Source organism: Pseudomonas thivervalensis (assembly GCF_001269655.1).
GTDB classification, from domain to species: domain Bacteria; phylum Pseudomonadota; class Gammaproteobacteria; order Pseudomonadales; family Pseudomonadaceae; genus Aquipseudomonas; species Aquipseudomonas thivervalensis.
In genome coordinates this window covers 275,976-293,831 of sequence record NZ_LHVE01000009.1, presented here as the reverse complement: position 1 = coordinate 293,831, position 17,856 = coordinate 275,976, and the positions used below count along the sequence as shown (strand labels likewise).

18 protein-coding genes are annotated in these 17,856 nt (G+C 62.8%); 2 read left to right on the top strand and 16 right to left on the bottom strand.

Annotation, left to right across the window (positions count from 1 at the left end):
• Positions 1-3: 3 nt before the first annotated feature.
• The 4 genes from AD659_RS13655 to AD659_RS13640 form a co-directional block, all read right to left on the bottom strand.
• Positions 4-783, bottom strand: a complete 780-nt coding sequence (locus AD659_RS13655; protein WP_053122022.1) for an amino acid ABC transporter ATP-binding protein — start codon at positions 781-783, stop codon at positions 4-6.
• Between the two features lie 2 nt (positions 784-785).
• Entirely contained in the window at positions 786-1,562 is a 777-nt protein-coding gene (locus AD659_RS13650; RefSeq protein WP_053122020.1) for an amino acid ABC transporter permease, read from the bottom strand.
• A 12-nt stretch (positions 1,563-1,574) separates the two neighbouring features.
• Positions 1,575-2,381, bottom strand: coding sequence for an ABC transporter substrate-binding protein (locus tag AD659_RS13645; RefSeq protein WP_053122018.1), 807 nt, complete (start codon positions 2,379-2,381; stop codon positions 1,575-1,577).
• Positions 2,382-2,447: 66 nt separating this feature from the next.
• Complete coding sequence (locus AD659_RS13640) at positions 2,448-3,116, bottom strand: GntR family transcriptional regulator (protein ID WP_053122016.1); 669 nt, start codon at positions 3,114-3,116, stop codon at positions 2,448-2,450.
• Here AD659_RS13640 and AD659_RS30375 point away from each other — a divergent pair.
• Positions 3,115-3,249, top strand: a complete 135-nt coding sequence (locus AD659_RS30375; protein WP_269457820.1) for a hypothetical protein — start codon at positions 3,115-3,117, stop codon at positions 3,247-3,249. The two genes, AD659_RS13640 and AD659_RS30375, sit on opposite strands and share 2 nt — an antisense overlap.
• A gap of 180 nt (positions 3,250-3,429) precedes the next feature.
• Here AD659_RS30375 and AD659_RS13635 read toward each other — a convergent pair whose 3' ends face one another.
• The 10 genes from AD659_RS13635 to AD659_RS13590 form a co-directional block, all read right to left on the bottom strand.
• Positions 3,430-4,371: a helix-turn-helix domain-containing protein gene (locus AD659_RS13635; protein WP_053122507.1), complete on the bottom strand. Its 942-nt coding sequence runs from the start codon at positions 4,369-4,371 to the stop codon at positions 3,430-3,432.
• A gap of 264 nt (positions 4,372-4,635) precedes the next feature.
• The gene (locus AD659_RS13630; RefSeq protein WP_053122015.1) at positions 4,636-5,397 is read right to left on the bottom strand and encodes a 2-keto-4-pentenoate hydratase; all 762 of its coding nucleotides are present in this window, start codon (positions 5,395-5,397) and stop codon (positions 4,636-4,638) included.
• Entirely contained in the window at positions 5,394-7,001 is a 1,608-nt protein-coding gene (locus AD659_RS13625) for a bifunctional 3-(3-hydroxy-phenyl)propionate/3-hydroxycinnamic acid hydroxylase (protein ID WP_053122013.1), read from the bottom strand. Before AD659_RS13625 ends, AD659_RS13630 begins: the two co-directional genes overlap by 4 nt.
• Positions 7,002-7,003: 2 nt before the next feature.
• A complete protein-coding gene (locus AD659_RS13620) occupies positions 7,004-7,867 on the bottom strand; it encodes an alpha/beta fold hydrolase (RefSeq protein ID WP_053122011.1) in 864 nt (287 codons plus the stop codon).
• Between the two features lie 27 nt (positions 7,868-7,894).
• Positions 7,895-8,497, bottom strand: coding sequence for an amino acid synthesis family protein (locus tag AD659_RS13615; protein ID WP_053122010.1), 603 nt, complete (start codon positions 8,495-8,497; stop codon positions 7,895-7,897).
• 14 nt (positions 8,498-8,511) lie between these two features.
• A complete protein-coding gene (locus tag AD659_RS13610) occupies positions 8,512-8,961 on the bottom strand; it encodes a VOC family protein (RefSeq protein WP_053122009.1) in 450 nt (149 codons plus the stop codon).
• 11 nt (positions 8,962-8,972) lie between these two features.
• On the bottom strand, positions 8,973-10,013 hold the full coding sequence (locus AD659_RS13605; protein WP_053122007.1) for a VPS10 domain-containing protein: 1,041 nt from the start codon (positions 10,011-10,013) through the stop codon (positions 8,973-8,975).
• 12 nt (positions 10,014-10,025) lie between these two features.
• A complete protein-coding gene (locus tag AD659_RS13600) occupies positions 10,026-10,820 on the bottom strand; it encodes an SDR family NAD(P)-dependent oxidoreductase (RefSeq protein ID WP_053122005.1) in 795 nt (264 codons plus the stop codon).
• A gap of 26 nt (positions 10,821-10,846) precedes the next feature.
• Entirely contained in the window at positions 10,847-12,337 is a 1,491-nt protein-coding gene (locus tag AD659_RS13595; RefSeq protein ID WP_053122002.1) for an aldehyde dehydrogenase family protein, read from the bottom strand.
• A 10-nt stretch (positions 12,338-12,347) separates the two neighbouring features.
• On the bottom strand, positions 12,348-13,889 hold the full coding sequence (locus AD659_RS13590; RefSeq protein ID WP_053122000.1) for an acetolactate synthase large subunit: 1,542 nt from the start codon (positions 13,887-13,889) through the stop codon (positions 12,348-12,350).
• 273 nt (positions 13,890-14,162) lie between these two features.
• Between AD659_RS13590 and AD659_RS13585 the strand changes: the two genes are divergently transcribed.
• Positions 14,163-14,915 carry an IclR family transcriptional regulator gene (locus AD659_RS13585; RefSeq protein WP_053121999.1) on the top strand — a complete coding sequence of 251 codons (753 nt, stop codon included), beginning with the start codon at positions 14,163-14,165 and terminating at the stop codon, positions 14,913-14,915.
• A gap of 176 nt (positions 14,916-15,091) precedes the next feature.
• On the opposite strand, the gene AD659_RS13580 is transcribed toward AD659_RS13585, so the two are convergent.
• Both AD659_RS13580 and AD659_RS13575 read right to left on the bottom strand, forming a co-directional pair.
• Positions 15,092-16,417 carry an alginate export family protein gene (locus AD659_RS13580; RefSeq protein ID WP_053121997.1) on the bottom strand — a complete coding sequence of 442 codons (1,326 nt, stop codon included), beginning with the start codon at positions 16,415-16,417 and terminating at the stop codon, positions 15,092-15,094.
• 83 nt (positions 16,418-16,500) lie between these two features.
• Complete coding sequence (locus AD659_RS13575; protein WP_053121995.1) at positions 16,501-17,850, bottom strand: aspartate aminotransferase family protein; 1,350 nt, start codon at positions 17,848-17,850, stop codon at positions 16,501-16,503.
• Between the last annotated feature and the right edge of the window lie 6 nt (positions 17,851-17,856).

The following is a 17,856-nucleotide window of genomic DNA, read 5'->3' as shown; positions in this document are numbered from 1 at the left end:
ACGTCACAGCACGCGGCTGAGAAAAGCCCGGGTGCGCGGATGAATCGGATGACAGAAAATCTGCTCCGGCGGCCCCTGCTCGATAAGCTCGCCCTGGTCCAGGACCACCACACGGTCGGCCACTTCCCGGGCAAAGCCCATTTCATGGGTCACCACCACCATGGTCATGCCCTCCTCGGCCAACTCCTTCATCACCTGCAACACCTCACCCACGGTTTCCGGGTCGAGGGCGCTGGTCGGTTCGTCGAACAGCATGGCCTGGGGCTTCATGGCCAGGGCCCGGGCAATCGCCACCCGCTGTTGCTGGCCGCCGGAGAGCATCGAGGGGTAGTGATCGGCCTTGTCCGCCAGGCCGACCCGCTCCAGCAACCCGCGGGCCTGTTCCAACGCGGCGGCGCGAGTCACGCCGAGCACCTGGATCGGCGCCTCGATGATGTTTTCCAGGGCGGTCATGTGGGGGAACAGGTTGAAGCGCTGGAACACCATGCCGATGTCCCGCCGCTGCCGGGCGATGTTGCGCTCCGACTCACGCACCAGGCTGCCATCGGCCCGTTCGCGATAGCCCATGGGCTGGCCATTGACGCGGATGCGTCCGCCCTGGATGTCCTCCAGCAGATTGATGCAACGGATGAAAGTGGTCTTGCCGGAGCCCGACGCACCGATCAGCACCACCACTTCGCCGCGCCGCACTTGCAAGGAGATGCCCTTGAGAATCTGCAGCTCGCCGAAGGACTTGTGAACGTCCAGCACCTCGATGATCAGCTCTTCGCTTTTATGCGCCATGGTCAACGTGCCCTCAGCAGGTTCAGGGTGCTGCGACCGAACATCCGCGTCGACGCCGGCGGTGGCGACGAAGGCCGGTCCGACTGGCCGAAACGGGCCTCCAGCCAGCGCTGGAAAAAGCCCCACAGCGTGGTCAGCAACAGGAAATAGATCGCCACCACCAGGTACAACTCGAACACCCGGAACGTCGCCGACGTGACCATCTGGGTACTGAGCAACAGTTCCTGGACGCCGATCACGCTGACCAGCGTGGTGTTCTTGAGCATCACGTTGAACTCGTTGCCCAGCGGCGGAACGATGACCCGGAACGCCTGGGGCAGGACAACGCGGCGCATCAGTTTGGCGAAAGTCATGCCCAGGGAACGTCCGGCCTCGTATTGGCCCTTGTCCACCGCACCGATGCCGGCGCGGATGATCTCGGCCATGTAGGCCCCCTCGTTGAGGCCCAGGGCGATGATCGCCGCCTGGATATTGCCGGGGATCACCAGCCCAAAGAGGTCGATGTCTTCGAAGCGGAAAATCCCGCCAGCGGCCAGCGCGGTGTAGAGGAAGACGATCTGCACCAGCAACGGCGTGCCACGCATCAGCCACACGTAAAAGCGCACCGGCACATGCAGCAACGGGTTCTTCGACAACCGCAACAGCGCGGCGGCCAGCCCCAGCACGCAACCCAGGAGCATCGCCAGCACACTGATCAGGCAGGTCAGCCAGAGCCCGGTGAGGTACACCCCACTGGGCTGCAACAGGTACTGCCAGAACACATCCCAATTGAAATTCATCGACGGTTCACCTCAATCAAGTGTGTCACTGGCGACATGCCATTTGCCGAGCAGTTGGCTGTAGCTGCCGTCGCTGCGCATGTCGCCGATCACCTGCTGCACGGCGGCGGTCAGTTGCGGATCGTCTTTGCGAATGCCCAGGCCGGTGAGAATCCGGCTGAAGGCTGGCACGCCTTCCTCGAACAGGTCGGGGGCCATGGCGGCGTAGTAACCGGCGGTTTCCACGGTGGTGCCGTAGGCGTCGACCTGGCTGATGCGCAGGGCCTGGAAGGCATCGGTGTCGGAGTTGTAGACCACCAGTTTCATGGGCGGCTTGCCGGCCTTGGCCAGGGTGTCGTTCTCGGCGTCGAGCAGGGTCTTGATGGTGGAGCCGTTGAGCACCGCGACCTTGTGACCGGAGAGATCCGGCAGTGTCTTGAGGCCCTTTGGATTGCCCTTGGGCACCACCACCGCCTGGCTGGAATACATGTAGTTGACGATGTCGATCACCTCGCGGCGCTCGGGCTTGTCGAACAGCTGGTCGACGATCATGTCGCACTGTCGGGCCAGCAGCGCGGGGAGCAATCCGGAAAAGGGAATGACCCGCCACTCCACCTTCTTGTCGCCCAGGCGCTTGGCGACTTCCAGCCCCAGGTCCACGGTCAATCCCTTGGGTTTCTGCGCCTCATCGAAGGACACCAGTGGCGGCGAATCCATGCCTGAGCAATAGACCAGTTTGTCGACCTTGAGCAGACGCTCCGGGACAACGGGCGCGGCAACCGCCCACTGCGCACAGAAACCCAAGGATAAAGCGGCAACCAACAGGCGAGGCTTATGCATGACCAGACACTCCAGTTCAGTAAATGACGGCAGTACTCAAAGTCAGAATCTGATCCTCTGCTCTCGTTATTTTTTCGATTGCAGGAACTCGATCAATTCAGGAACGGTGCCTTCGATGTGCGCACGCACCACCGCCTCGGCCTTCTCGGCATCGCCCGCACGCAGCGCGTCGAGGATCAGCATGTGCTCCTGACGCGCGCTCAGGGGCTTTTCCACGTGCTGCAGCCATAGGCGCATGGGCGCTTCGATCAGGGAATAAAGCGCGCTGATCTGCTTGAGCAATCGCGGGCGACCGCTGAGGCTGCACAGGTATTCATGGAAGGCGCGATGGCGGCTGACCCACTCGGCACTTTCCTCGCGGTAATCGTCCATCTCGTCCAGCAAGCGCTCTAAGGCAGCCAGCTGGCGCTCACCAATCTTCGCCGTCGCGACACGCACCGCCAGGCCTTCGAGGGCGCTGCGCATTTCGAAGACTTCATGCAACTCATCGATGTCCAGGCCGCTGACCACCGCCCCGCGATTGGGCCGCAGGGTCACCAGGCCCTGGGCATCCAGGCGGCGAAAGGCCTCGCGCACCGGCATCCGGCTCATGCCGATCTCGTTGGCGATGTCCTCGGCGATCAGCCGGTCGCCCTTGCGCAACCGACCGCCACAAATGGCATCGAGGAGGAAGTTGTAGGCCTCCTCCTCGGCCGTCATGGGCGGACGTTCAGCGTACGTCGGAGCAAATTGCATGGCAGCACCTTCTGCATTTTTGTATCCAATTATCCATGGATTCAAAAAAGCAGAATGCGTGCCAACCTCACGCATCATCGTGCAAGGGATTGATTTGAAGGAATTAATCGAGGCGAACGACTGCCAGGCTTAAGCCCTTAGCCGCACAGGTGTGCTACTAAACAGCTCAGCGACTGCCTTTTATAGGTGCGGGATGGCGCTTCGGTAACACCGCAATGTCGCTCACTTAAGGCTTGCTAGATTAATTGTGGCCAGGGGATTTGCCTGCGTTCTTAAGTGAACAGCAGCGGGTAATACCGCAGGCGTGAGCCCATCATGCCGGTGCCCTGGGCGTATCCGAGGGTGACTCGCCAAACAGCGCCCGGTAATGGACGGCAAAATGACTCAGGTGGAAAAACCCCATCGCCACGGCGATCTCACTGACGTTCAGCGCGGCCGCACGGGTCGTGATCAGTCGGCGGCGCACGGCATTGAGCCGCAGGTTGCGCAGGTACTCCACCGGACGCATGCCGGTGACCGCCTGGAAACTGTTCTGCAGGGTCCTGCGGCTGACCCGCAATTGCTCGCACAAATCGAGGATGCTCAAGGGCACATCGGCACTGGCCACAACCAACTCTTGGCAACGCTTGACCAGGTAGGCACTGACGGCAAAGTTACCGCGCCGGCCACGCACCTCGTCCGAGGCGTTGCTGAACAGGTCGAGAAAGGCATTGAGCAGAACGTCTTCGAGGATTTTTTCCGAAGCATGATTGACCGCGTCGGCCTGTTCCAAAAGGTGACGAAACAGTGGGTGGATCCGCTGTTGCACCCGTTGCAGTACCGCCTCATCCACGCTGACCTGGGACACGCTTTTCAAGCGCTTGAGCTGTTCGCTCGACAGTTCGTAGGCCGCCAGCTTGGCGAAGCGTACCGTATCGACATTGGCCGCGAAGAAGTGCGTGCCTTCCGGGGCGTGCAAGACGAAGTCCTCGCCATCGCGCAGCAGCACGACGCTGTGGGCGCCCACTTGATGCCCCTGGACCACCGGCGCACCGCCCAGGGACATGGCAATGCACAACCGTCCTTTTGGCGCGCAACCGCGCTGCACCACGCGTTTATCCAGCACCTCCTGGAAGATCTGGAAACGCTCGGCGCACACCTGCCGCAGCTCGCTGGACAAGCAACCGCGGCCAAGCTGGTCATAGACTTGTTGCCAGCCCAGGATCGAACCGGCGTGTTGCTGAGGATCATTGAAGGTACGGACTTCGGCGAACATGATCATTGTTCCTCGGTGGCGCTGTGCTTATTACCCGGTGCTGTATAGGAGCTGTGCCAGACGCTGTGCCGATGCTGTGCCAGACGCTGTGTCGGACGCTGTGCCGATGCTGTGTCGGACACTGTGCCGATGCTGTGTCGGACACTGTGTAGGAGCTGTCGAGTGCAACGAGGCTGCGATCTTTCCCCAGACACTTAAATCTCAAGCGAAAGATCAAAAGATCAAAAGATCAAAAGATCAAAAGATCGCAGCCTTCGGCAGCTCCTACCGGAAATCCAAAGCCAATTCCATGCCAAGCATGTACAGCCGATACTCGGCGGCCTTGATGTCCAAGGGCGCCAATAAAGCCCCGGACAGCACCACCTGCCCCGCTTCAACGCACTGCCCGTCGGCCAGCAAGCGCCGGATCAGCCAGCACAGGTTGGCCTGGGGCGTGTCCTCGCGCGCCTGGGCATTGCCCTCGCCGCAAGGCACCCCGTCGCACGCCAGGCGATAGTTGACGTGGGCCAATTGCTCAGGATGAAACCTGACCCGCGAACCCAGGCAATACAGCGCCGCGGCAGCATTGTCGGCCAGAAACGCGCCGACGCCGAAACGCCAGCCCTGCCAGCGACAATCGGCAATTTCGAACGCCGGCGCGACCTCGGAGATGGCGGCGAGGATGTCCTCGTCACTGTGGAAACCCGGCACCAGCGTGCGCCCCAGGACAAACGCCAGCTCGATTTCCAACTTCGGCTGGATCAGCCGTGCGAGGGACACCGTACGGCCGGGCTCCACGACCATGGCATCGGTCAGCGCACCCAACACCGGCTCATCGATACCGAAACGATCCTGGGCGGCGCGGCCGGCGAAGGCCACTTTCCATCCGGTCAACCGCTCACCACCGGCCTGGCGCCGGCGCAACGCCTCGCGCTGCAAGGTGTAGCCCGTCGGTAAATCGACGGCCTCCGGTTCCAACGAAGGCAAGGCGTGCACGGCCCGCCCGGCGTCGTGCAGCCGGACCAACAGATCATCTTCACGCCTCATGAAAGTTGCTCCGCCAGTTTGCGCAACACGCCTTCGAGCCGCTCGGGGGTGGTGATCGCGGCAACGAACCGATCCGGCCGCACCACCACGACGCAGTCACGCACCTTGGCAAACCATTCGCCCAGGCGGTTATCGACGTCTTCGACGCAAATGGCGCCGCTGGCAGACAAGGGCTGGTTGCGCCCCACGCCACTGCGCGAGCGATTGATCTGAATGAAACGCGTGTCCCAGCGCGCCCAATAAGCGGCGGTCTGCTCGCTGAGTTGTTCGCTCGGATTGACCCGATAGCCCAGCACCGCATAGGAATGCCCCAGCACTTCGTCCAGGCGTCGGCGCTGGCCCTGGGCATCTTCGATGGACGGTTGGATGAACAACTGCCCGACCAGATCGTCCTCATGCAGCTCGGCGCGCTCGTGGTACACCAAGCCCTTGGTGATGGTCGCCTTGGGTTTGAACTTGAACTCCAGCAAGTGCGAACGCAGGTTGTCGACGCTGTTGACGGCCTGGAACAACCAGTCCCGCACACCGGCCATCAACGGGTTGGTCAACCCCAGGACGGCGCCCATGTTGTCGGCCAGCGCAATCAGATCGGTCGCGTGCCCACGGCGCTCCTGGTCGTAGCTGGCCAGAATCGCCGGCGACGCCCGCCCCTGGAGAATCGCGGCGAGCTTCCAGCTGACGTTGGCGACATCCCGCAGGCCCGAATTGAGCCCCTGCCCGGCCCAGGGCGGGGAAATATGCGCCGCATCCCCCACCAGTGCCACCCGCCCCTGGACAAAGCGCGCCGCGACCCGGGAGTTATGGGTGTAGGCGCGGATCCGGATGATCTCCAGTTGATCGACCGCCTCGCCGATATGCCCACGGATCAAGTCCCGGATCGTCGCCTCTTCGCACATCCGGGTCTCGTCTTCGCCCTCCAGGAGCATGAACTCCCAGCGCCGTTGCTGATACGGCAAGTAGATGCAAACGAAGGGCCGCTGAGGGTCGGCATGCAACGCCGTATAGGGTGCGTCCAGGCTGTCGTTGGCCGTGTCGATCACCACCCATTTGCGCGGATGGGTCAGCCCCAGCAATTCGATGCCGAGTTTCTTGCGCACGCTGGAACGTCCACCGTCGGCGCCGATCACATACTGCGCCTGCAACTGATACAGCTCGCCTTGGGCGTCACGCACCTGCAGGGTCACGCCCTCGGCATCCTGCTCCAGATCGAGCATTTCATGGCCCTGGCGCAGCTCGACACTGGCGTGCTTGCCCAGTTGCTCGCGCAACGTCGTCTCGAGCAACTGCTGCATGAAGATGTTGCGCATCGGCCAGCCATAGTTCGCCGTGCTCGGCTTGACCTCGGCAAAACACACGCCTCGTGCATTGTAGTAACGCAGGGGCACGTTGCAGATCATGTCGCGGGCGGCCAATTCGGCAATGCCGATGCCCTGTAACACCCGCAGCGCTTCGTCATCCATGCCCACTGCGCGGGGATACGGCAGGACGCCGTCAGCCAATTCGAGGACGATGCAGTCGACACCGTACAGCCCCATGTAATGAGCGGCCGTGATCCCGTTCGGGCCGCCGCCGACGATGACTACCTGGGTTTTCTCCTGCTTCATCGCTATTCACCGCTTTGTTGTTGTGGTTGTAGGCACTGGTCATACAAATAATCCATGACGACGAGGTTGAACATTTCGCTCTGGTCATCATGGACATAATGGCTGGCGTCGGCGATTTCCTCTGTCCGCACCCACGCATTGGCCTGCTTGATCGACTCAAGGGTCGCCAAGGGCAGGAAATCGGAACGGGCGCCGCGAATGAACAGCGTCGGGCAATCCAGTGCCCGGACCGCCGGCCACAAGTCAGTCGGGGTAATACTCAGGCGCGCCTGGGCAATACCCTGCTGGTCGTGACGCCATTCGATGCCAGCCAGGGTTTCCTTCATGGAGTGCATCAATCTGGAAGCCAGCCCCTCCAGCGATAGGCCGGGTCGCGCTTGTCGCCAGAACTGGGCGGCACTCTCCCAGTCAGGAAACAACAGCGGCGTCTGGCTCATCTCGCGCCGAATGCGCTCGGCACCATCGCCGCTGACCGAAGAGCCAGGGCCGATGTCCTCGATCACCAACGCTTGCAGTCGTCCCGGATTGAGCCGCGCATACTCCAGTGCATTGGTGCCACCGAGGGAATGCCCCACCAGGACGAAACGCTGCAATTCCAAATGCGCCACCAGATCTTCGAGGTCGTTGACGTAGACCTCGGTCCGGTAACTGGAGGCATCCGCCCAGTCACTGTAGCCACGACCGCGCTGATCAAGGGCATAGCAGCAGTACCGCTCGCCCAGCGCATTGGCCAGGCCACCCCAGGTCTGGGCATAGGATCGCAGCCCGTGCAGCAGCACCACCGCAATGCCCGACGGGTTGCCCCACGACAAATAGTGCAGGCGCATCCCCGAACGATTGGTGAAGAACTGGCTGTTTGCAGACATTCGTTGGCTTTCCACGATCAGCGCCCCTCAATACAGGCCGTCATTGCCCTTGACGTCAACGGCCTGGAGACCGCCCAGACGTGCATGCAAACGCCCACGCGTGGCGAAGGCCCAGATGATGATCAACTCGTCGGCCGAGGGACCGTCACCGAACGAAAGCGAAATGCTGTCGTAATGGGAGCGGACATACAACGCGTCCTTGTGGGCCAGCGGCACGTCGATGGTCACGCCAGGCCCGCCGCGCTTGCCGGTGGAAGGCACCCAGGACTTGCCGCCGCCCAACGCGACACGGATCGGATCCGCCGCCGGATTGGTCAGCAACGCATTGCCGTGCTCGTATTCGCCCTGGCTGCCCACCAGGCATGCCTTGCCGTAGCTGACAATCTCACGCTCGCCGGCCAAGGCCTGGATGCGCCGACCAAACTCCTGGCCCAGCAAGGGCGACGGTTCTATCAATTCGGCCAGGCTTTCACTGAAACGACCGGCATAAGGGTTGGCGATCACCGCGCCAATGGCGTACTTGAACAGCGGCTCGCCATCCGCCAACTGGCCGGTTTCGTTGGCCAGGGTTTCCTCGACGAAGCTGTACCATTTGCGGATGTGATAGCTGGCGAAATTTGCGGTTTTCATAAGAGCAGTCTCATTCAAAGTGGGTCGAGATCGAAGTGCCGACTGGGGGCCCCAGCGGCCTTGAAGCGGGCCTTGCCGAGCGCGTCGTCGTGTTCGGACTCGAGGAAAAATTCCATGCGGTTGCCATCGGGGTCGTTGAAATACACACCGTTGCCGATTTCGTGGTCGGTGATCTTCACCACCTCGACGCCCTTGTTCAGCAACATGCCGTAGAGCTTGCGCAGGGTGGTCATGTCGCCCGCGATCTCCAGCCCATAGTGCTGCAACCCCAGCCCGCCCTGGTGCGCCCCGGGTTCTGCGCGGAGCAATGCGATGTCGTGATGCTTGGCACCAAACGCCATCATGATCCAGCTTTCACCCCGGGCGCTTTCATGCATGCCCAGCACGTCGGCGTACCAGCGCGCCGACACTTCCGGGTCCCTGACAAACAACGACAGGTGAGTACGAACGACTTCGACTTTCATCGCGCGATCCCTCAGTTCTTCTTGATGATGGATTGATGCCCGGACTTGATTTGCGCCACGGCGGGCGTCCAGAGCACATCAGCGATTTCACTGAACTCACGCCACTGCTTCTGCCAGCCGTCACCGCCGTTTTCGGAGGTGAACAAGTGCCCGTACTTGGTACCGGCGACGATCTGGCGAGGATCGGCAGGGTTCAAGGCAATCGCCCAGACGCAGGAGTTGGGTTGTTGCGGCAGTGGCAGCACTTCCCAACCGAGGGCGGCATCCCGGGAGACCAGCACCTTGCTGGTGGTGCCTGGGGTGCCGTCGGAGATGCTCAGGTAGAGCGTATCCTCGCTGCCCAACGCGGCATTCATGGCGCGCACGTAGTACAGGCCGAAGGTTTCCCGGGCGACGATGCCGGTCCAGGTCTGCCCTTCGTCGAGGCTGCGGTAAACGGCGTTGACGCAGACCACGACGATGACCTTTTGCCCATGATTGGGCAGGACCACGATGTTGTGCACGTCCGAGTTGTAGTCCCACAGCAAGCGATCGTCGACGCGGGTCCAGCTGTCGCCACCGTCACGGCTGTGGAACAACCCGCCCTCTTCCAGGCCGAACCAGAGCTGGTTGCGGTCCGTCGGGTCGTAGGCGAAGGCCAGCAAGCGTGGACGACTGACGCCGTCGCAGAACTCCGGGATCTCCACCGGGGCACGATCCCAGGTCTGGCCACCGTCGAGGGTGCGCCACAGCACGGCGCGCGACGGCGCACCGGTGCCGACGAAAATCCGCTGTGCATCCTGGGGATCCACGGCCACTTTCCAGACCGTCTGCCCATTGAACGGCGAATCCACCCGTTGCCAATGGCCACCGGTATCGTGGCTGACGCACAGGCCGACGTCGGTGCCGGCATAGATCACCTCGGGCGTACCCGAATGAAAACTCAGGGACCGGGTGATCGCATCGAATTCCAGGTCCTGGCCCAGCCCCAGGCGATGCCAGGTACGGCCATCGTCGGCGCTGCGGATGACCGCTTGCCCGACGGTGGCGACCAAAAGGGTTCCGTTACTCATCACTGTTGCTCCTCAAATGAAGATGCCACGGGTCAAGCCGCCGTCGATGCCAATCGATTCTCCGGTCACGGCGCCGGCCTTGGGCGATGCGAGGAAACCGATCAGCCAGCCCATTTCGATGGGCGCCAGGGTGCGTCGGATCGGCGTCGCGTCGATGTAGCCCTGCTCCACCTGCGCGGGCGTCTTGCCCTGCTTGACCCCTTCGCGTTCGTACAGCTCCTGGATGTGCGGGGTGTCGACCACGCCGGGGTGGATCAGGTTGACCGTGATGCCGGACGGGCCGAGTTGGTCGGACAGGGTCTTGGTCATGTGGGCGATGGCCAGGTTGCGCATGCCCGAAAGCACCTTGCTGCCACGCCCGGTCAGGCCACCGATGTTGATGATGCGACCGAAACCGCCGGCCTTCATGTGCGGGGTCACCGCCTTGGCGCAACGGAAATAGCCGATCACCTTGGTGTTGAGGTCCGAGAGCAATTCGTCGTCGCCGGCATGCTCGATGTCGTTGCGCACCACACCGGACGGGGCTGCCGCGCCGTTGACCAGGATGTCGATGCGGCCAAAGTGCTTGTGGGCCGCCTCGACCATGTCGGACACCGCCGACATCTGGTTGGTGTCACAGAACAGCGGCAGCACTTCGTTGCCGGTTTCTGCGGTGATTTCCTCGGCGGCTTGCTGGAGAAACTCCATGCGTCGCGCGCAGATCACCACCTTGCAACCTTCCTGGGACAAAAAGCGCGCTACCTCCTTGCCGATGCCCATGCCACCGCCGGTGACGATCGCCACACGGCCCTTCAATTCCAGATCCATAGCAGTTCCTCTTGTGATTATTCGGCTCAGGCCAGATCGACGAAGACACTTTTGGTTTCGGTGTAGGCATCGATCACGTTCTTGCTCATTTCCCGACCCCAGCCGGATTGCTTGTAGCCACCAAAGGGCGACGCCGGGTCGACGACGTTCCAGCAGTTGATCCACACCGAGCCGGCCTTCAACTGCGCCGCCACGCGATGGGCGGAACGCAAGTCACGGGTCCACAGGCCGGCCGCCAGGCCGTAAGGCGAGTCGTTGGCGCGCAGCACCAGTTCATCGATTTCGGTCCAGCTCATGACGGTCAATACCGGGCCGAAGATTTCTTCCCGGGCGACACAGGCGCGCTCGGCGCGGTCGAGAAACACGCTGGGGCGGATGAAGTGGCCGCGCTCCAGGTGGGCCGGCCGGTCACCGCCGCAGATCAGTTCGGCACCCTCTTCCTGGCCCCGTTGCAGGTAGCCACGCACCGTGCCCAATTGTCGGGCCGAGACCAGCGGCCCCATGCTGCTGGCCGGATCCAGGCCGGACCCCAACACATGGGCGGCCGCGTGGCGCTGGAGTTCTTCAAGCACCTGGTCGAGCACACTGGCGTGCACGTACAGACGCGATCCAGCGGTGCAGACCTGGCCCTGGTTGTAGAAAATCCCATCGGCGGCGCCTTTGGCGGCCCGAACGATGTCGGCGTCCGGCAGGATGATGTTGGGGGACTTGCCACCCAGCTCCAGGGAGACCTTCTTCATGTTGCCAGTGGCGGCCTGGGCGATCAGTCGTCCCACCTGGGTCGAGCCGGTGAAGGCGATCTTGTCCACGTCCGGGTGTTGGGCCAGCGGTGCGCCGGTCTGCGCGCCGAGGCCGGTCAGCAAGTTGACCACCCCGGCCGGGAAGCCGGCAGCCTCGATCAGTTGCACCAGGCGAATGGCAACCAGAGGCGTCTGTTCGGCAGGCTTGAGCACCGCGACACAACCGGTCGCCAGCACCGGGCCGAGCTTCCACACGCACATGGTCAGCGGGAAGTTCCACGGCACGATCAACGCGCAGACGCCCACCGGCTCGCGCAAGGTGTAGTTGAGCATCGGCGCGCCACTGGTGGGCGACACCGGCAGCGTGCTGCCTTCGATCTTGGTCGGCCAGCCGGCGAAGTAGCGAATGATATTCGCGGCGCTGGCCGCCTCCCCGCGGGCTGCGGCGATCGGCTTGCCGTTTTCCAGGGTGATCAGTTGCGCCAGCTCTTCGCGATGTTGATCGAGCAGTTCCGCCAGGCGAAACAACAGCAACCCGCGCTGGGCCGGCGACTGCTGCGCCCAGGTTCCCGTGAAGGCCGCACGGGCGGCGGCAACGGCCGCATCGACGTCGCGTTCGCCGCCTTCGGCGACTTCGGCCAGGGTGTGTTCAGTGGCCGGGTTTTCCACGGCAAACCGACGGCCATCGGCGGCATCCTGCCAGGTGCCGCCGATGAACAGGCGCCCCGGTTGCGACAGGAACTTCTCGACCGCAGGTAACAATTGAATCGGGTTCATATCCGCTCCTTCACAGCGCCATTTCAATCAGGCAAGGACCGCCGTCGGCCTTGGCGTTGGCCAGGGCGCGCTGCAACTCGCCGTTGGTGTGCACGGTGCTGGCCGGCAAGCCGTAGCCCTTGGCCAGGGCCTTCCAATCGATACGTGGGCGGTCCAGTACAGTCAGGCTCAGGGCCTCGGGGCCCAGCTCGGTCATGCCGAAGCGGCGCAGTTCGTTCTGCAAAATGGCGTAGCGATGGTTGGCCGCGATCAGGATCACCACCGGCAGTTGCTCGCGGGCGATGCTCCACAACGTCTGGATCGTGTACTGGGCACTGCCGTCCGACTGCAGGCAGAACACCGTGTTGCCACGCTCGGCCATGGCGGCGCCAAAGCCCACCGGGATGCCCTGGCCGATGGCCCCGCCGGTGTTGGTCAGGACCCGATGCCGTGCGGCATGGGCCGAGGCGGTGAAGAACGGATAGCCGCACGTCCCGCCTTCCACCGAAACGATGCAGTCGTCCGGCAGCGACGCGGCCAGCACCTGGCCCACGGATTGGGGCGTCAACGTGGCTTCGCTGGGCGGCAGTTCGATACCGGTTGGCGTGGGCACATAAGCCGACGCTTCAAGGGCATCGGCAAGCGCAGTGAGCGCTCCGGCAACATCATCCCCCACCTCAGCCAGACACAGCAGACGCTCACGCTCTGCCAGCCGGGACGCAATGCCTTCGTAGCCAAAATAGCTGATGGGTTCGGGGACGCCGGCGCAAACCACCGCGTCGTATTGATCCAGGATCTCGATGGCCACTTCAGGGAAGTAAGGCAGGCGATCCAGGTCGGGCAGACCACCCCCGCGATAACTCATGCGCGGAAAGGTTTCGGCGAACAGGCGCACGCCCGGCAGTTGGGCCAGGCGCCCCGCCGCTTCGAGGCCGGCGACGGACAAGCCTTGGTCGCCAACGATAAACACCAGGCGCCGGCCATCGCGCAGTGCCTGGGCGACCGCCTCGATCCGGTCACCGGCAAAACGCCGGACCGGCGCCTGCAATGCCGTGAAGGCTTTCTCGTGCTGCACGGTGTTGGCTTGCAGGTCCATCGGCAGGATCAGGCTGGCGATCTGGCCGTTGGCTTGCCAGGCGGCACGCACCGCCTCCTGGAAATCTTCACCAATGCCCGATGCCGTGCGCGAGGTACGTACCCACTTGGAAACGCTGCCGGCCAACGCCTGGATATCACTGGCCAACGGCGGATCGTAATTGACATGCCAGGACGCGTGATCGCCGATGACGTTGACGATCGGGGTGTTGGCGCGCCGTGCGTTGTGCAGGTTGGCAATGCCATTGGCAAAGCCTGGGCCGAGGTGTGTCAGGGTCATCGCCGGCTTGCCGGCAATCCGGCCGTAACCGTCGGCGGCACCGGTGCACACCCCTTCGAACAAGGACAGTACCGGCTTGAGGGCTGGCGCGCTGGCCATGGCCGCCACCAGAGGGATTTCAGTCGTCCCGGGATTGGCGAAGCAGTATTCGATACCGCTCGCCACCGCCGCTTTCACTATCAGTTGCGCACCATTCATTTCCAGCCCTCTTCATCGAGCGTTTGCAGTGGCTGAGATTTATCACACAGCAGAATCGACAAAACAAGTTATTTTTATGCATTAAAATCATATTTTGAGATAAATGCTAATTTATTAAGATAAAACGACCATGAATCAGCTTGCATTTCTCAAGCGTTCGGTTACCGTGGCAATGCGCTCCTGAGGGCGTGCGCGGGCTTTTCATCACCGCCGCGGCTACCTATAGTGCTCACCCAACGACCCCTTACGCGCCATTCCCCCTTTAGGAGCGAAATGAGCAGTCTGAGCAAAATGCTGAGCGTGCTGGACCTTTTCGGCCCGGCCACGCTGAAGATCGACCCCGATACCATCGCCGAGCGCATGGGCCTGTCACGGGCGACCGTGTACCGCTACGTCAAGGATTTGTGCGACTCCGGCCTGCTGGTGCGGGTGGATGCCGGCAGCTACGGCCTGGGGCCACGCGTCATTGAGCTGGACTGGATGATGCGGCAGTACGACCCGATCCTGATGGCCGGCCGCGAGTTGATGCACGAGCTGTCCGACGCCACTGGCCTGGCGGTGTTCGCCAGCGTTTTCTACGACGGTCGCATCATCAACACCTACATCGCCGAACCCAGCGACACCTACCAGTTCTCGTTCGGCCGCGGCCAGCCGCTGCCGTTTTTTCGCGGTGCGCAATCCAAGGTGTTGATCGCCTTCCAGAAAGGCCGACGCCTGCAACGCCTGTTCGAAGAGCACCTGGCCAACGCCCCCGACAGCGGCTATGACTGGGCAAGCTTTTCCAAGGCCGCGAAAAAGATCCGCAAGGACGGCTATTGCATGACCCACGACGAACTCAACCTGGGGCTCACCGGTATCGCGGCCCCCATCGTCAACCCGGAGCTCGACGACGTGGTGGGCAGCCTTTCGGCCGTCGGCAGCACCGACAGCTTCAAGCTGTTGCGCCAGGAAACCGTGATTGAAATGGTGATGGACACGACCCGGCGGATTGCTGAGCGGATGCAACATTCGCCTGCTGCGAATTAGCAAGGAATTGCGCCATACCGATCACTTAAGAAAAACACAGAACCAGTGGCGAGGGAGCTTGCTCCCGCTGGACCGGTCCGACGCTTCGGGCGTAGCAGGCCCCAAAAAAGAGGGGCCGCTGCGCGACCCAGCGGGAGCAAGCTCCCTCGCCACAAGGTTCTCTATCAGCCCTCACTTCAGAACGGCACGGCCACCGTCACCTGGCTGTACACGTTGGTGCCATTGCCCGTCACTTGATTGCCGCCGGTTGTCGCGTCCCGATCCGGCTTGTAGAGGCCGATCAGCGGCGTGACGATCAAATGCTCGTTCACCGCCCACTCGGCATACAGGTCCAGCTCACGGGCGTCCAGGTTCAGGGCATTGTCTTTACGTACGGTGTTGTAGTCGAAGTACAAGGCACCGAGGGTCAGGTTCTCCAACGGCGTGGCTGTCAGGCCGACATGATGAATACCCGTGTTGCTGTTGAAGGGGCCGGAATAATTGCCTGCGACTTCGCCTTGGAACCAGGTGCCATAACCGGTGCTCTGCCCGGTGAACAGCGAATCCCACTTCTGCGAATAGCGGGTGTAGCGGTACGTCAGCTTGGGGGCCCAGGCGAGGTCGGCAAAGGTGTAGCCGGCCTCGGCGTACCAGGCGTTCTGCGGGCCGGCGTCCTTGTCTTGCCAGGCGTATTCGAATGCCAGGCTGGCGTTCTCGATGCCCGCGTCGCCTTCACCGCGAATGCTGTAGACGTCCATGCCCTTGCGTTGCTTCTGGAAATCACTGGCCCACTGGTCGTTCACGTCGAGGCCATGGATCCAGGTCAATCCCAAGGTCCCAGCCTTGGCGGTGTAGTCCAGCATGCCGGCGGCCAGTTCGGTTTCGGCCTGGGCGCGGTTGTCGGACTTGAGCCACACCACGCTGCCATGCAGCCCCTCCTGCCCACCCAAGCGCAACACGGCAGTCTGGTCGAACGCGTGCCGGGCCGCCAGGTAGTAGGCACCACCGCGATTCAAGCGACCGTCGGCAGGCCCTTTGCCCAGGTTCGGCCCGTCATCGTTAATCAAAAATCCCCTGCCCAGCTTGACCACCTGGCGACCGCCGGAGATGTCGACACCGTCCTGTCCCAGCACGGGGAACAGGTCGGCGGAGCGCCACCCCAGGTAAGCGTCTTCGATCTTCGTCGTACGCTCGCTGCCCAGCGAATTGCCGGCCGCGTCGCCATCCCCCCAGGTGGCGGAACTGACCAGGCTGAACGCACCGTAGGCGGTGCCATGACCTGCCGATCCCTGGTCGCCGCTGACGCCATACTTGATAAAGCCTTCGCGCCAGGTTGAACCGCCGGGCCTGCCGTCGTAGTTCTTGCGGCTGTTGAAATGGCCGAACACGGCCAGCATGTCGGCGTTGAAATGCGTGTCGTCATCGGCATACAACTCATAGGCCTGGACCTGACTCGCGGCGCAAAGCGCCAGCGTGCAGGCCAGACCACTGCCGAAAAATTCCATACGCGATAGGTTCCGCATGGCTGGAGCTCCTTGTGCTGCGCCTTTTGAAGGCTGTTTTTATATTCAGGGAGCCGGCACGGCACACCGCGCCGGCTTGCAGATTAGCGGCAGTCGGCGAGCGCGCTGTCCAACGCGTCGACCATCAGGGTGACCTCGCCGGCGGTGAGGGTCAGCGGTGGAGACATCACGATCTTGTTGCCGATCGGGCGCACCAATACGCCGGCGCGCCGCGCTTGCTCGGCGATGCGCGAGGCCAGGCCGTTGGCCGGGTCAAGCGGCTCGCGTGTGACCTTGTCCGCCACCAGGTCCACGGCGATCATCAAGCCCTTGCCGCGCACTTCGCCCACCACCGCATGACGTTCGGTCAGCGGCTGCAATTGCTCCAGCAATTGCGCACCGACTTTCCCGGCGTTGCCCGGCAAGTCTTCGGCCTCGACGATGTCCAGCACCGCCAGGGCCGCCGCACACGCCGTCGGGTGTCCGCTGTAGGTGTAGCCGTGCATGATCACGTTGCTGAAACCCGGGCCGTTCTCGATGGCATCGACGATGCGCTGGTTGAACACCGTGGCGCCCATGGGGATGTAGCCGGCGGTGATGCCCTTGGCCAGGCACAACACGTCGGGCGCGACGCCCCAACCCCGACTGCCGAGCATGCAGCCGGTGCGGCCGAACCCGGTGACCACTTCATCGGCGATCAACAGGATGCCGTGGCGGTCGCAGACTTCCCGCAGCCGCGTCCAGTAATGCGCCGGCGGCACGATCACACCGCCGGCACCTTGCACCGGCTCGGCGATCAACGCGGCAATGGTCTGCGGGCCGAGCAGCGCGATCTGGTCTTCCAACTGGCGAATGCAGTGAGCAGTCAGTTCCTCCGGATCGCGGCAATCCCAGGGATTGCGGTACAGCCACGGCGTATCGAGCAGATGACAGCCGGCCAACAGTGGCCCGTGGTTGTAGTGATAGACCCCGTTCCCGCCCACGGAGGTGCCGCCCATGTGCACGCCATGGTAGCCATTGCGCAACGACAGGAAGCGCGTGCGCCCTGGCTCACCGCTGGCGATCCAGTATTGGCGGGCCATTTTCAGGGCCGTCTCGACCGCATCGGAACCGCCGGAACTGAACAACACCCGCGCCATGTCTTCCTGGGCGAACATCGACGTCAGCCGCTCGGCCAGGTCGAACACCCGCGGATGGGCGATGCCGTCGAAGGTCTGGTAATAAGCCAGTTCGTCCAGCTGCGCGGCGATGGCCGCCTTCACCGAAGGCCGGTTATGGCCCACATTCACGTTCCACAGGCCGCCGACACCGTCGAGCATGCGATGCCCCTCGATATCGGTGATGTAGTTGCCGTCGCCACGGGCGATGATCAACGTCTTGGAGCGGTTAGCGGGCGCCGAAGAACTCATCGGGTGCCAGAACTTCTTCTGTGCTGTCTTGTAGTGCTCGTACATGGTTGC